Below are 13,275 nucleotides of genomic sequence, written 5' to 3' on the forward strand. Positions count from 1 at the left end.
GGCTCCGATCAGAAACAGCGAGAATTACATGCAGCGCAGAAACATCCTCAAAGCCCTCTCAGCAGTGATCGCCGGCGCGGCGATTGTCACCAGCTTCGGCGCACATGCCGGCGACAAGGTCATCAAGGTCGGGACCATCAGCGGCCCGGACGCGCAGATCTGGGAAGTCGTCACGAAAGTGGCCAGGCGCGAGGGCCTCAACGTGAAGGTCGTCGAATTCAACGACTACGTGCAGCCGAACGCCGCGCTCGACGCGGGCGACCTCGACGCCAACAGCTTCCAGCATCAGCCGTATCTGGACAGCCAGGTCAAGCAGCGCGGCTACAAGATTGTGAGCGCCGGTCTCACGTACATTTCGCCGCTCGGCATCTACTCGAAGAAGCTGAAGTCGGTGAAGGATCTGCCGCAAGGCGCGAAGGTCGCGGTGCCGAACGATCCGTCGAACGAGAACCGCGCACTGTTGCTGCTGCAAGCGCAGGGCGTGATCAAGCTGAAGGCGGGCGCGGGCACGAACGGCAACAACGCGACGGCGCTCGACGTCGCCGACAATCCGAAGAAGATCAAGCTCGTCGAACTCGACGCCGCGCAATTGCCGCGCTCGCTCGCCGATGTCGACGCCGCCGCAATCAACACGAACTTCGCGCTCGCCGCCGGTCTGCAGCCGACCAAAGACACCATCGCGCTCGAGGACATTCACAGCCCGTACGCGAACCTGATCGCGGTCCGCACGCAGGACAAGGACAAGCCGTGGGTGAAGAAGCTGGTTGCCGCGTATCAGTCCGAAGACGTGCGCCAGTTCATCAAGACGCAGTTCAAGGGCTCGGTGGTGCCGTCGTTCTGACGAAGGCGGCCTACAGGCCCAATTCCCAGCGCTCGATCATCAGGTCCTTGCCGAAGCGGCGCTCCGGCGCCGTACTGACGAGCTCGAACCCGGCGCGCTTGCACAGGCGCCGCGGTTCTTCCAGGGTGCTGGCCGTGGTCAGCGTCAATCGGGTGTAACCGGCGCGCCGAGCGAAGTGCGTTGCTTCCGCTACGAGGCGTGTGCCGATGCCACCGCGCTGCACGTCCGGCTCGACCCACAGGAGCCGCACGCCTGCCACTGTCGTCGAAACGGCGACGACGCACACGCCGCCCACCACCATGCCTTGCTGATCGGCGACCAGGCACCGCTCGCGAAGCGTATCGTTGCGCTGCGTGTAGTCGGCGATCACGCGCGCGAGCAGTCCTTCGAACGACGCATCCCAACCATATTGCGCGGCGAACCACTGCGCCTGCCGGTGCACGAGCCAGCCGCATTCGCCGGCGCGCGGCGCGCGCAGTTCCACGGCGTCCTGCCGCGGCTTGTCGCCGAGGAGCCTTTCGACAAGGTTCATCGCGGCAATCAACTGTTCCTGCGAGTTCACGCTGAGGCCGCCGAGCAGATCCAGCACTTCCTGACTGGCGGCGGCGTCGAGCGGCGCATAGGCCGCGTGCCCCTCACGCGTGAGCGCGATCAGCGACTGACGCGCGTCCGTCTCCGACGGCCGTCGCGTGATGAGATTGCGTCGCTCGAAATTGGTCAGCAGGCGGCTCAGATAACCGCTGTCCAGTCCCAGCGCGCGGCCGAGCACGGACGCCGTCTGCGCGCGTCCGCGCGACAGCTCGTGCAGGACGCGCACCTCGGTCAATGAGAACGTACTCTGGGCCAGGTGCTCATGCAGCGCGCCGATCAGCCGCGTGTAAAAGCGATTGAAACGGCGGACTGCCTGAGCCCGCTGCAGCGCCTCGGAATCGGTCAAATGCTGCTCTCCGGATTTTATGCATTCGCGTATCACTATATTGGAACGCGCCCTTATTAACAAAGGCGCGTGGCTGCGCGAGCATCGCGCGATGCGAAGAAGCGCCGAGCTAGCGGCGCCGCAAAAGTGTGCAAGTGGTCCGCAAGTGGCCACTAACCCATGCCACCCATCTCGAATACGGGTAAGTCCTGGGGCCGGGCATCCGGTCGCCAGAGCGGTTTGTTCCCCCTCTAAGGCCCGCGCCACAAGGCTTTCCCTATCAACAGACCAGCCTATAACCAGTTCGTTGACTGGTATTATGTTGGTTATATAATGGGCTCTCATTTTCGTAGGCCGGATTTTTGGCAAGGCCGCCCGGAGCGCCATGGAAACTCGCTGGTCCGCACTCATGCCTGACGCTCGCAACGTCACGCCGCTGTATCTGCAGCTCGCGCGCAATCTGGCGACGGCCATCCATTGCGGCGTGTGGTCGGCGGGCGAGGCGCTGCCTTCGGAGCGCACGCTGTCTGACGCGATCGGCGTGTCGCGCATCACCGCACGCAAGGCGATCGAGCTGCTGGTCGAGCAAGGCCTGATCCGGCGCGCGCGCGGCGCGGGCAGTTTTATTACGCCGCGCGTGGAAGATCCGCTGTCGCGGCTCACCGGTTTCACCAAGAAAATGCAGCAGCGCGGCTTTCGCCCCGACTCGGTATGGCTCGAGCGCGACATCCGCGCCGCCAATCGCGAGGAGCTGGTGCACCTCGGTTTGTCGCCCGGCGCGGCAGTAGCCAGCCTGCGCCGCTTGCGGCGCGCGGACGGCATTGTGATGGCGGTCGAACATTCGGCGCTGCCGGTTGCCATCGTGCCCGATCCGCTCGCCATCGGCGTCTCGCTTTATAGCTACCTGGAGCAACGCGGGGCGGCGGTCGTGCGCGCCCTGCAGCATTTTCGCGCGGTCAACGCTTCGAGCGAGATCGCTGCATTGATGGATATCGAACCGCGCTCGGCGCTGCTGGTCATCACCCGTATCGGTTACAGCGCCGATCAGCGCGCGATCGAGTTGACCGACACCTATTGCCGCGACGACTACTACGACTTCGTCGCTGAATTGCGCACCTGAGCCGCGTCCGGTTGCATCACGCGAGCCGCACGAGCCGCACTCACCCGCGACGCCGCCCAGCCCAATCAGCCTCGCCCTGTATCACGCCTTGCAAGAGAGACTCATGCTGACCGGAAACATACTCACCACCGAAGGGTGGATTCACGGCACGCTCGAATTCGAAAACGGCCGCATCACGGCGCTCACCGGCGAGCGCGTCGATCCCGCTACCAACGACGCGCCGTACATCCTGCCAGGTTTCATCGATCTGCACGTGCACGGCGGCGGCGGCGCCGACGTGATGGAAGCCGGCGACGCGATCCAGGCCATCACGCGAACGCATGCCCGCTACGGCACGACGAGCTTGCTCGCCACCACCATGACCGCGCCGCGCGACGAACTGATGAGCGTGGTGGCCGGCCTCGGCGACGTCGCGCGAGTCCGCACGCCGGGCTGCTCGCGCGTGCTGGGCGTGCATCTGGAAGGACCGTACATCAACCCCGGCAAGCTCGGCGCGCAACCGGACGCGGCCGTCTCCGCCGTGATGGACGAAGTGCTCAAGTATCTGTCCATTGCGCCGATTCGCGTCGTCACGCTTGCCCCCGAGATTGCGGGCCACATGGACATCATCTCGGAGATGGCGGCGCGCGGCGTGCGTGTGCAGCTGGGTCACTCGCTCGGCACCTACGACGACGCCGTCGCCGCGCTCAAGCACGGCGCGTGCGGCTTCACGCATCTATTCAACGCGATGTCGCCGCTGCATCACCGCAATCCGGGGCTCGTCGGCGCAGCGCTCGCGCACGCCGAGTTCGCCGAAATCATTCCCGATCTGCTGCACGTGCATCCCGGCGCGATCCGCGCCGCACTGCGCGCGATTCCGCGTCTTTACGTGGTCACGGACAGCACGTCGGCGACCGGCATGCCCGACGGCGAATACCGCCTCGGCAGCCAGCACGTGACGAAGTGCCTCGGCGGGGTTCGCCTCGCCGACGGCACGCTCGCCGGCAGCACCCTGACGATGGATCAGGCGCTGCGCAATCTGGTGTCGATCGGCCTGCCGATCGCCGATGTTTCCAACCGTATGTCGCGCTATGCCGCCGACTACCTCGGCATTGAAGACCGCGGGCGCCTCGCGCGCGGCGCGTGGGCCGACGTCGTCGTGTTCGATCGTCAACTGGCGCTGAGCGCGACTTACGTCGAAGGAGAAGCAATTGTCGAATATGCTTAAAGAAGCGCTGGCGTCCGCAGAGACGGTCGCCGCGCAACTCAGGGACACCTCGCGCGTCGAGGCGTTGGCCGCACGGCTTGCGGAAGAGCCGCGCCACGTCGCGCTGACTGTGGCGCGCGGCAGCTCGGATCATGCTGCAAGTTATTTCGCATCCCTGACGATGAGCCGCCTCGGCGTGCCCGTCGCCTCGCTGCCGATGTCGGTTGCGACGCTGCAACAAGCCCCGCTTCAGGTGCGTGATCAGCTCGCTCTGGCGTTCTCGCAGTCGGGCAAGAGCCCGGATCTCGTCGGCACGATGCAGGCGTTGCGAGCGGCCGGCGCGCTGACCGTGGCCGCCGTCAACGCGCCCGCCTCGCCGCTCGCCGACGCGTGCGAGTGGCATCTGCCGCTTGTCGCCGGTCCCGAGTTGAGCGTGGCCGCGACCAAGAGCTATATCGCGATGCTGTCGATGTCGGCACAGCTCGTTGCCCATTGGCAGAAAGACGCGGCGCTCCTCGGCGCGTTGAACGCGCTGCCCGCCGCGCTGCAGGCTGCGGGCCAGCTGGACTGGTCGCAAGCGGTCGAGGAATTGCGCGGCGTCGAACGCATGATTGTGATCGGACGCGGTCTCGGCCTTGCCATCGCGCAGGAAGCCGCGCTGAAGCTGAAGGAAACCTCCGGCATTCAGGCGGAAGCGTTTTCGAGCGCTGAAGTGCGCCACGGGCCGATGGAACTGATCGACCGCGACTATCCGCTGCTCGTATTCGCGCCGCGCGGCCCGGAGCAGGCGGGTTTGCTGCAACTCGCGCGCGACATGCGCTCGCGCGGCGCGCGCGTGCTGCTCGCCGCACCTTCGCATGTGGCCGAGGCGACGCTGGCGCTTGCCACTACCGCGCACGCGGCGCTCGACCCGATCGCCGCCATCCTGTCCTTTTACGTGATGGCGGCGGGCCTCGCGGCCGCTCGCGGGCGCAATCCCGACGCGCCGCGCCATCTCAACAAAGTCACCGAAACTCACTGACGAGAGAATCAGATGCGACGTGTCGAGGAGTCCCGCTTAATGAGCCATTCTGAAGGCCATATTGTTTTGCTCGCGCCGATGACCGGTCCGGTCGTGCCGCTCGCGAACGTCCCTGATCCGGTGTTTTCGGGCGGCATGTTCGGCGACGGCATCGGTGTCGATCCGCTCGAGGGCCGGCTCGTCGCGCCATGCGACGCCACCGTCACCCATCTCGCGCGCACCGGCCACGCCGTGACGCTGGCCACCGCGGAAGGCGCGGAAATCCTGCTGCATATCGGCATCGACACGGTCGAGCTGAACGGCAAAGGCTTTGCGCCGATGGTCGAGCAAGGTGCGCAGGTGCGTGCCGGCGACGTGCTGATCGAGTTCGACCAGGATCAGGTCGCGCTGCATGCACCGAGCCTCGTTTCGGTGATTGCGATCGCCAATTCGGATGCATTCGAGATTGTCGAGCGCGCGCAGGGCGGCATGCTGAAGGCGGGCGAAACACCGTTGCTGCTCCTGCGTGCCCGCGACGGCGCCGCGGCTGCGGCCTCGCGTGAGTTGAGCGCAAGCAGCGTGACCGAAGAAGCGCGCGCGCAGATCACGCTGGCTCACGCGGGCGGTTTGCACGCGCGCCCGGCGGCGCGTGCTCGCGAAGCGGCGCGCGGCTTCGATGCGCGTGTCGAGGTCCGCTACGAAGGACGCAAGGCGCCAATCGAAAGCGTGGTCGGTCTGCTGGGCCTCGGCGCCGGGCAGGGCTCCACCGTCGAGTTGCTCGGCGTGGGGCCGCAGGCGCAAGCTGCCGTCGACGCAATCGCGCATGAACTGACGCGCGAGGCGCTCGGCGAAGTGGAAGAGAAGCCCGCGCGGCAAAGCTCGCCCGCGCCGCAAACGGCCGCGCCCACCGTCGGCGAGGCGCTCGCGCCGAATACGCTCGCGGGTGTGTGCGCGGCGCCCGGCGTCGCGGTCGGCAAGCTCGTGCGTTGGGACGACGCCGACATCGATCCGCCGGAACAGGCGAGCGGCACGTCGGCGGCAGAAAGCCGTCTGCTCGACAAGGCGCTTGCGAGCGTCGACGCCGATCTCGGCACCACGGTGCGCGACGCGTCGCAGCGCGGCGCGGTAGGCGAGGCGGGCATTTTCGCGGTGCATCGCGTGCTGCTCGAAGATCCGGCGCTGCTCGACGCCGCGCGCGATCTGATCAGCCTCGGCAAGAGCGCGGGCTTCGCGTGGCGCGAAGCGATCCGCGCACAGATAGGCATCCTGAATAATATTGAAGACGCTTTGCTCGCCGAGCGTGCTGCCGATCTGCGCGACATCGAAAAGCGCGTGCTGCGCGCGCTGGGTTATACCAACGCGGCCGCGCGGGCGCTGCCGGACGAAGCCGTGCTCGCCGCAGACGAGTTCACGCCGTCCGATCTGTCGACGCTCGACCGCTCGCGCGTCACCGCGCTCGTCATGGCGCGCGGCGGCGCGACCTCGCACGCGGCCATCCTCGCGCGCCAGGCCGGCATTCCGGCGCTCGTGGCCGTCGGCGACGCGCTGCATGCGATTCCCGAAGGCACCCAGGTGGTGGTGAACGCGAGCATCGGCCGCCTCGAGTTTGCGCCGACCGAGCTGGACGTCGAGCGCGCGCGGCTCGAGCGCAGCCGCCTTGCAGGCGTGCGGGAGGCGAATCGCCGCATGTCGCAGCAAGCGGCGGTCACCGCGGACGGTCGCGCAATCGAAGTGGCCGCGAACATCGCCACACTCGACGACGCGAAGACGGCCGTTGAAAACGGCGCCGACTCCGTCGGCCTTCTGCGCACCGAGCTGCTCTTCATTCACCGCGCCGCCGCGCCGACCACGGACGAGCATCGGCAGAGCTATCAGGGCATTGTCGACGCATTGAGCGGGCGCACGGCGATCATCCGCACGCTCGACGTGGGCGCCGACAAGGAAGTGGATTACCTGACGCTGCCGCCGGAGCCCAATCCCGCGCTCGGCTTGCGCGGCATTCGCCTCGCGCAGGTCCGCCCGGATCTGCTCGACGATCAGTTGCGCGGCCTGCTTGCCGTGAAGCCGTTCGGCGCCGTGCGCATTCTGCTGCCGATGGTGACCGACGTCGGCGAACTGGTTCGCATCCGCAAGCGCATCGACGAATTCGCCCGCGAGCTCGGGCGCACGGAGCCGATCGAAGTGGGCGTGATGATCGAGGTGCCGTCGGCGGCGCTGCTCGCCGACCAGCTCGCGCAACACGCGGACTTCCTGTCTATCGGCACGAATGACCTCACGCAATACACGCTCGCCATGGACCGCTGCCAGGCGGACCTGGCCGCGCAGGCGGACGGTTTGCATCCGGCGGTGCTGCGACTCATCGCGGCGACCGTGCAAGGCGCGAACCGGCATGGCAAATGGGTGGGCGTGTGCGGCGCATTGGCGGGCGATCCGCTCGCGATGCCGCTCCTCGTCGGCCTCGGCGTGACCGAACTGTCGGTTGATCCGGCCTCCGTGCCGGGCATCAAGGCGCGCGTGCGCAACCTCGATTATCAACTGTGCCGCCAACGTGCCCAGGACGCCCTGGCGCTCGAATCGGCGCAGGCGGTAAGAGCAGTCAGCCGGGAAACCTGGCCGCTGGATTGAAACCCGCGGTCCGGAGCCGTCCGGCCACACAACTTAACGACGTCCGTCGACAACGAGACATGGATTGGAGGTAATCAATGGATGGGAATCCGTTTCTGAAGATACAGCGCCTGGGACGCGCGCTGATGCTGCCTATCGCGGTGCTGCCGGTTGCCGGCCTGCTGCTGCGGCTTGGCCAGCCCGATGTGTTCAACATCAAGATGATCGCCGACGCCGGCGGCGCGATCTTCGACAACCTGCCGCTGCTTTTTGCAATCGGCGTGGCGGTCGGCTTTGCGAAGGACAACAACGGCGTGGCCGGTCTCGCGGGCGCGATCGGTTATCTGATCGAAGTCGCGGTGATGAAGGACATCAACGATAAGCTCAACATGGGCGTGCTGTCGGGGATCGTGGCGGGTGTTGTCGCGGGCTTGCTGTACAACCGCTACAAGGACATCAAGTTGCCGGATTACCTCGCGTTCTTCGGCGGCAAGCGCTTTGTGCCGATTGTCACGGGCGTGGTCTGTCTAGGGCTCGGCATTCTGTTCGGGTACGTGTGGCAGCCGGTGCAGGCGGTGATCGATACGGCCGGCCACTGGCTCACCACGGCCGGCGCGTTCGGTGCGTTCGTGTTCGGCGTGCTGAACCGGCTGCTGCTCGTCACGGGGCTGCATCACATCCTGAATTCGCTGACGTGGTTCGTGTTCGGCACGTTCACGCCGCCGGGCGGCGCTGCGGTGACAGGCGACCTGCATCGCTTCTTCGCCGGCGATCCGACTGCCGGAACGTTCATGACCGGCTTCTTCCCGATCATGATGTTCGGTCTTCCCGCCGCGTGTCTCGCGATGTTCCATGAAGCGCCGAAGGAGCGCCGCGCGGTGGTGGGCGGCCTGCTGTTCTCGATGGCGCTGACGTCGTTCCTCACGGGCGTGACGGAGCCGATCGAATTCAGCTTCATGTTCCTCGCGCCGGTGCTGTACGTGATTCACGCCCTGTTGACAGGGCTCTCGCTCGCCATTTGCTCGGCGCTCGGCATTCACCTCGGCTTCACGTTCTCCGCAGGCGCAATCGACTACGTGCTGAACTACGGTCTGTCGACCAAGGGCTGGCTGGCCATCCCGCTCGGTCTCGCGTATTCGGTCGTGTATTACGGGCTGTTCCGCTTCTTCATCCGCAAGTTCAACATGGCGACGCCGGGCCGCGAGCCGGCCGCTGCCGACGAGCAGGTCGAGTCGTTCGCGGCGGGCGGCTTCGTTTCGCCGATTGCAGGGGCCGCCGTGCCGCGAGCGCAGCGCTATATCGCTGCGCTCGGCGGGGCGTCGAATCTGTCGGTAGTGGATGCATGCACGACGCGCCTGCGTCTGTCGGTTGTCGATTCGAACAAGGTCTCGGAAAACGAACTGAAGACGATCGGCGCGCGCGGTGTGCTCAAGCGCGGCGCGACCAATGTGCAGGTGATCATCGGGCCGGAAGCAGACATCATCGCCGATGAAATTCGCACGGCGATCGGGCAGGGCGGCGGCGCTGCTGATCGTGCCGCTGCCAGCGCGGCAAAGCCCGCGGTCGTTGCTGCTGCTCCGGTTGCGGCCTCGGCCCCGTCTTCGGCTGCGGCTTCCACGGGCGTGGCCAATGGTCCGCTCGACCCCGATCCGTTGCGCTGGCTCGCCGTGTTCGGCGGCGCGGGCAATGTGTTGTCGCTCGACGCGGTGGCCGCGACGCGTCTGCGGATCGTCGTGCGCGATCCGTCGGCGGTGGATCGCCAACGTCTGGCCGCGCTCGATACCGCGTGGGTATCGGCGGACACGTTCCACATTGTCGTCGGCGATGCCGCGCGGCGTTATGCGGACACGCTCGCAACGCGCATGCCGGCGAGCGGCGGCGCGGCGCCTGTGCCGGCCTGACGCAATCAGGATGGCGGCGGAGCGCTTTCGTTTTGGCGCTTTGTCGCCGATGGACTTTAGTCACACAAAAGCGCTCCGAACGCCGCCGGGGCGCAGCAACAAAAAAGCCCTGCCGTCATGCGACGGCAGGGCTTTGCTACTTGCGGGCTGCTTTCGGTGCGCTTGGGTGGCGCGTTGGGTGGCGTGTCGGATGGCGCTCTCGGGCAATTCGTAACCCGCCTACGACGCCGCCCGTCAGCCCCGGACGAGCGTTACGCGTATTCAGTCAGCGCGCCGCGCATCTTCTTCATGGCGCTCGCTTCGATCTGACGAATACGCTCCGCCGACACGCCGAACTCGTCGGCCAGTTCGTGCAGCGTCGAGCCGCCCGAACCGTCGTCCTGCACCTTCAGCCAGCGAGCTTCGATGATGCGGCGGCTGCGGGCGTCCAGCGCCTCGAGTGCCGTCGCGATACCGTCGCTTTGCAGCTTGTCGCGCTGACGCGAGGCCAGCACGGCAGTCGGCTCGCTGTGCGAGTCGGCGAGATACGCGATAGGCGCATATGACTCTTCGCCGTCTTCAACCTGGCCTTCCAGCGCGATATCGCCGCCGGACAGACGCGTTTCCATTTCGGCCACTTCTTCGCGCTTGACGTTCAGCTCTTTGGCGAGACCGTCGATCTCGTCCGGCGTGAAAGCGCCCAAGCCTTGCTTGTGGCTGCGCAGATTGAAGAACAGCTTGCGCTGCGCCTTCGTGGTGGCGACTTTCACCATGCGCCAGTTGCGCAGAATATATTCGTGAATCTCGGCCTTGATCCAGTGCATGGCGTACGAGACGAGGCGCACGTTCTGTTCGGGATCGAAGCGCTTCACGGCCTTCATCAGGCCGATATTGCCTTCCTGGATCAGGTCGGCGTGCGGCAGCCCATAGCCCAGGTAGTTGCGCGCGATCGAAACGACCAGCCGCAGGTGCGACAGCACGAGGCGGCGTGCAGCCTCGAGGTTGTCGTGCTCGCGGAATTCTGTGGCGAACTGGCGTTCTTCTGCCGGCGTCAGCATCGGAATCCGATTTACGGCCTGGATGTAGGCGTCGATATTGCCCAGTTGACCGGGCAGCAGGGAGGAATGCGAGAGCGCCAGCGCACCTGCCGGAGCGGCCTTAGCCGACGACGGGCTCAGAGTACTCGGAAGGGTCAATGCATGGCTCACGTGTAAAACTCCTTTGGAATCAGGCAAAAGCTTGTTCAGTTAACGACTCCAGCGTTGGATGTTAGCACTCTCGTTTTCCGAGTGCTAATACTTAGAGGTCGTAGGGGCATCGAAGTTCCGTCAATTCCTATCGAATCTGCCCTTTCAATAGTCATCATACGCGCCTTGGGCGGTCGGCGCAGAGGCCGTATAAATTACCTGACGAAGCGCCTTCATTCTCACTTTCGACCGATTTTTTCGCTTTTTAACGTGAGTAATTGCGAAAATTTAAGTTTCTTAAGATGATCCGCCGACTTCGGATTGTCTTTAGAATAAGCAGGACTATTACAATTTGTTCAACCTTTGCTGAGCTCGGGTGTTCAGATGAACAACAAAAAGAATGTCTTGCGCGGTCTGGCTCTAAAAACCGGCTGTGCGGCCCTGCTGCTTGGCCTTTCCGGCGTCGCCGCGGCCGACCAGTTCGGCGTGCAGATTGCCGGCGGGCTTGGCGACCATCATGTCAGAAAGCTGGACCTTGGCATTGTCTGGGACCCGAACCTCACATGGTGGCAGATCGGCGACTGGCATTTCGCGCTGATCGGCGAGGCGCACGTGGCATGGTGGCATACGAACGAAGGCAATGTGCACGAGAACATCGGCGAGATCGGTGTGACGCCTATCATTCGCTTCATTAAAGGATCCGGATCGATCCGGCCTTTCGTCGAGGCCGGCGCCGGCGTGCGCCTTCTGTCGAGTCCCCGGATCTCTTCTGACTTCACGCTTTCCACCGCGTTCCAGTTCGCCGATATGGCGGGCGTCGGCGTGCAATTCGGCGGACATCAGCAGTATCAGGCCGGCTACCGCTTCCAGCATGTGTCGAATGGCGGTATCAAAGAGCCCAATCCTGGTATAAATTTCCACCAGCTATATCTGCAATATAACTTCTGACCGTGGCCGCGTCCGGCTCACCGGTACAAGGGGCTGAGCAATGGCGGCAAAGACAATCGAGGCGATTCGCGGGCTGGAAAGGGAACGCTTCCGCGCGATGGTCGACGGCGACGGGCAGTCGCTCGACGCGCTGCTCGCTGAAAACGTGAGCTACGTGCACACGAACGGTAAGCGCGAGACGAAGCGGCAGTTTATCGACGGCATTACCGCGGGGCGCCGCCGCTACCGGCAGATCGAAGTGCAGTCGCAGGACGTGCTGCCGGTCGGACGCGAAACCTGCGTCGTGACCGGCCGCGCGCTGATCGAGATGGAAGCGAACAACGGCGCGTTGCTTTTCCCCATTGCCTACACGGCGATCCACACGCACGAAGACGGCCAGTGGCGGCTCATCGCGTGGCAGGCGACGCGTTGCGCGATCGAGTGAACTCAGGCCGGCGTTCTGGCGACATCCACGATCAGCTCGACCTGCCGCTCGATCGCCCCCGGCACCGGCGCCTCGCCGCGCAGGACCGCGCCGATCCACGCCGCGGTGGTCGCGGCGTCGCGCGCTTCGGGTAACTCGACTTCGGGCGCGTCGCGCGAAGAACGCTCGTGCGGCACGCGCGTTTCGCAGATGCCGTCGTGCAGCCAGTCGATCTGCACCTGACGCCGCGTGTCCGCCACCGCTTCGCCTTCCGTGCCGCGCGCGAGCAGCGCGCCGCCCGCCGCCGCATCCGGATGCGTGCTGAAGAGTTCCGTGAGGCTGTCGCGATACGGCGGATGCGTGTAGTTCACGAGCCGCAGTCCGGCGGGCGCGAACGGCTGCAGAATTTTCACGAGCGTGTGCGTCGAGTTGCGCACGCCCATGCGCCGGCGCAGCGCGAGCAGATGCGCGAGCTTCGGCGCGAGGATCTCGATGGGCGCGAAAGCCATGCGCCGCTCGGCGAGACCGTCTTCGATATCGTCGTGCGAGCTTGCGTGCGCAATCCGCAAATGCGTGAATATTTCAGCGCTCGTCACGCGGCCGGGATCTTCAGTCACGCCGTGCACGAGAACCGGCACGCCCTCGCGCGCGAGCAGCAGCGCGAGGAGCGGCACGAGGTTCGGCTGCTTGCGCGCGCCGTTGTAGCTCGGAATCGACACCGGCCGGAATTCGCCCGGCGGCAGATGAACCGGTTCGAACGATGCATGCGCGGCCGCCAGCATGGCGGCGAGTTCGTCGGCGGATTCGCCTTTCACGCGGTACGCGAGCAGGACTGCGCCCAGCTCGAGTTCGCCGACGCGGCCGTCGAGCATGGCGGTGTAGAGCGCGCGCGTGTCCTCGGCGGTGAGCGCGCGGGCGCCGTTCGGCCCGCGGCCGATCTCCTTGATGAAGCGGGCGCACGGGAACGGGTTGGCGGTGTCGGCGGAATCGGTCATGAGGGCAATGGACGTGCTGGCGTGCCGCCGGGGAGCCGGCGGCCGCGGTATTCAAAGGACGGTGTCTGGTGTGAGTATCGCATCTATGGCCGTCCCGCGAGACCCGGCGGCGTCGCGCCGCTGTCGCGCAGCCCCGCAGGACTGGCGCGCGCCGCCTTGCGCCGCGCGTTACACTCGCGGTTTATCGCCGCGCCG

The 13,275-nt window shown here is 65.7% G+C and carries 11 protein-coding genes; 8 read left to right on the top strand and 3 right to left on the bottom strand.

The genetic code is table 11. The annotated features are described in order from the left end of the window. Positions 1-28: 28 nt before the first annotated feature. Positions 29-841 (top strand): MetQ/NlpA family ABC transporter substrate-binding protein, encoded by an 813-nt coding sequence (locus tag HV711_RS25730; RefSeq protein ID WP_035480613.1) that lies wholly within the window; start codon positions 29-31, stop codon positions 839-841. 10 nt (positions 842-851) lie between these two features. On the opposite strand, the gene HV711_RS25735 is transcribed toward HV711_RS25730, so the two are convergent. Continuing rightward, complete coding sequence (locus HV711_RS25735; protein WP_028361612.1) at positions 852-1,778, bottom strand: helix-turn-helix domain-containing GNAT family N-acetyltransferase; 927 nt, start codon at positions 1,776-1,778, stop codon at positions 852-854. Positions 1,779-2,142: 364 nt separating this feature from the next. On the opposite strand from HV711_RS25735, the gene HV711_RS25740 reads away from it, so the two are divergent. The 5 genes from HV711_RS25740 (at position 2,143) to nagE (ending at position 9,568) form a co-directional block, all read left to right on the top strand. Continuing rightward, a complete protein-coding gene (locus HV711_RS25740) occupies positions 2,143-2,877 on the top strand; it encodes a GntR family transcriptional regulator (protein WP_013587025.1) in 735 nt (244 codons plus the stop codon). 103 nt (positions 2,878-2,980) lie between these two features. Continuing rightward, positions 2,981-4,084: an N-acetylglucosamine-6-phosphate deacetylase gene (gene nagA / locus HV711_RS25745; protein ID WP_035480611.1), complete on the top strand. Its 1,104-nt coding sequence runs from the start codon at positions 2,981-2,983 to the stop codon at positions 4,082-4,084. Next, the gene (locus HV711_RS25750; RefSeq protein ID WP_035480608.1) at positions 4,077-5,084 is read left to right on the top strand and encodes an SIS domain-containing protein; all 1,008 of its coding nucleotides are present in this window, start codon (positions 4,077-4,079) and stop codon (positions 5,082-5,084) included. Before nagA ends, HV711_RS25750 begins: the two co-directional genes overlap by 8 nt. 39 nt (positions 5,085-5,123) lie before the next feature. Next, positions 5,124-7,688, top strand: a complete 2,565-nt coding sequence (ptsP, locus tag HV711_RS25755) for a phosphoenolpyruvate--protein phosphotransferase (protein WP_035480607.1) — start codon at positions 5,124-5,126, stop codon at positions 7,686-7,688. A gap of 77 nt (positions 7,689-7,765) precedes the next feature. Beyond that, positions 7,766-9,568, top strand: coding sequence for an N-acetylglucosamine-specific PTS transporter subunit IIBC (nagE, locus tag HV711_RS25760; RefSeq protein WP_035480605.1), 1,803 nt, complete (start codon positions 7,766-7,768; stop codon positions 9,566-9,568). A gap of 251 nt (positions 9,569-9,819) precedes the next feature. Here the strand turns inward: nagE and rpoH are convergent, their stop codons facing one another. Next, positions 9,820-10,755 carry an RNA polymerase sigma factor RpoH gene (gene rpoH / locus HV711_RS25765; RefSeq protein WP_013587030.1) on the bottom strand — a complete coding sequence of 312 codons (936 nt, stop codon included), beginning with the start codon at positions 10,753-10,755 and terminating at the stop codon, positions 9,820-9,822. A 363-nt stretch (positions 10,756-11,118) separates the two neighbouring features. Between rpoH and HV711_RS25770 the strand changes: the two genes are divergently transcribed. Beyond that, positions 11,119-11,682, top strand: a complete 564-nt coding sequence (locus tag HV711_RS25770; protein WP_028361616.1) for an acyloxyacyl hydrolase — start codon at positions 11,119-11,121, stop codon at positions 11,680-11,682. A 40-nt stretch (positions 11,683-11,722) separates the two neighbouring features. After that, complete coding sequence (locus tag HV711_RS25775) at positions 11,723-12,106, top strand: nuclear transport factor 2 family protein (protein ID WP_015001540.1); 384 nt, start codon at positions 11,723-11,725, stop codon at positions 12,104-12,106. 2 nt (positions 12,107-12,108) lie between these two features. Here HV711_RS25775 and ybiB read toward each other — a convergent pair whose 3' ends face one another. Beyond that, positions 12,109-13,080: a DNA-binding protein YbiB gene (gene ybiB, locus HV711_RS25780; protein WP_013587033.1), complete on the bottom strand. Its 972-nt coding sequence runs from the start codon at positions 13,078-13,080 to the stop codon at positions 12,109-12,111. Between the last annotated feature and the right edge of the window lie 195 nt (positions 13,081-13,275).

This window comes from Paraburkholderia phenoliruptrix, assembly GCF_902859825.1.
GTDB lineage: Bacteria > Pseudomonadota > Gammaproteobacteria > Burkholderiales > Burkholderiaceae > Paraburkholderia > Paraburkholderia phenoliruptrix.

Coding starts and splice junctions, on each gene's coding strand:
- HV711_RS25730 (WP_035480613.1), top strand. CDS start 29: ATGCAGCGCAGAAACATCCTCAAAGCCCTCTCAGCAGTGATCGCCGGC.
- HV711_RS25740 (WP_013587025.1), top strand. CDS start 2,143: ATGGAAACTCGCTGGTCCGCACTCATGCCTGACGCTCGCAACGTCACG.
- nagA (WP_035480611.1), top strand. CDS start 2,981: ATGCTGACCGGAAACATACTCACCACCGAAGGGTGGATTCACGGCACG.
- HV711_RS25750 (WP_035480608.1), top strand. CDS start 4,077: ATGCTTAAAGAAGCGCTGGCGTCCGCAGAGACGGTCGCCGCGCAACTC.
- ptsP (WP_035480607.1), top strand. CDS start 5,124: ATGAGCCATTCTGAAGGCCATATTGTTTTGCTCGCGCCGATGACCGGT.
- nagE (WP_035480605.1), top strand. CDS start 7,766: ATGGATGGGAATCCGTTTCTGAAGATACAGCGCCTGGGACGCGCGCTG.
- HV711_RS25770 (WP_028361616.1), top strand. CDS start 11,119: ATGAACAACAAAAAGAATGTCTTGCGCGGTCTGGCTCTAAAAACCGGC.
- HV711_RS25775 (WP_015001540.1), top strand. CDS start 11,723: ATGGCGGCAAAGACAATCGAGGCGATTCGCGGGCTGGAAAGGGAACGC.
- ybiB (WP_013587033.1), bottom strand. CDS start 13,080: ATGACCGATTCCGCCGACACCGCCAACCCGTTCCCGTGCGCCCGCTTC.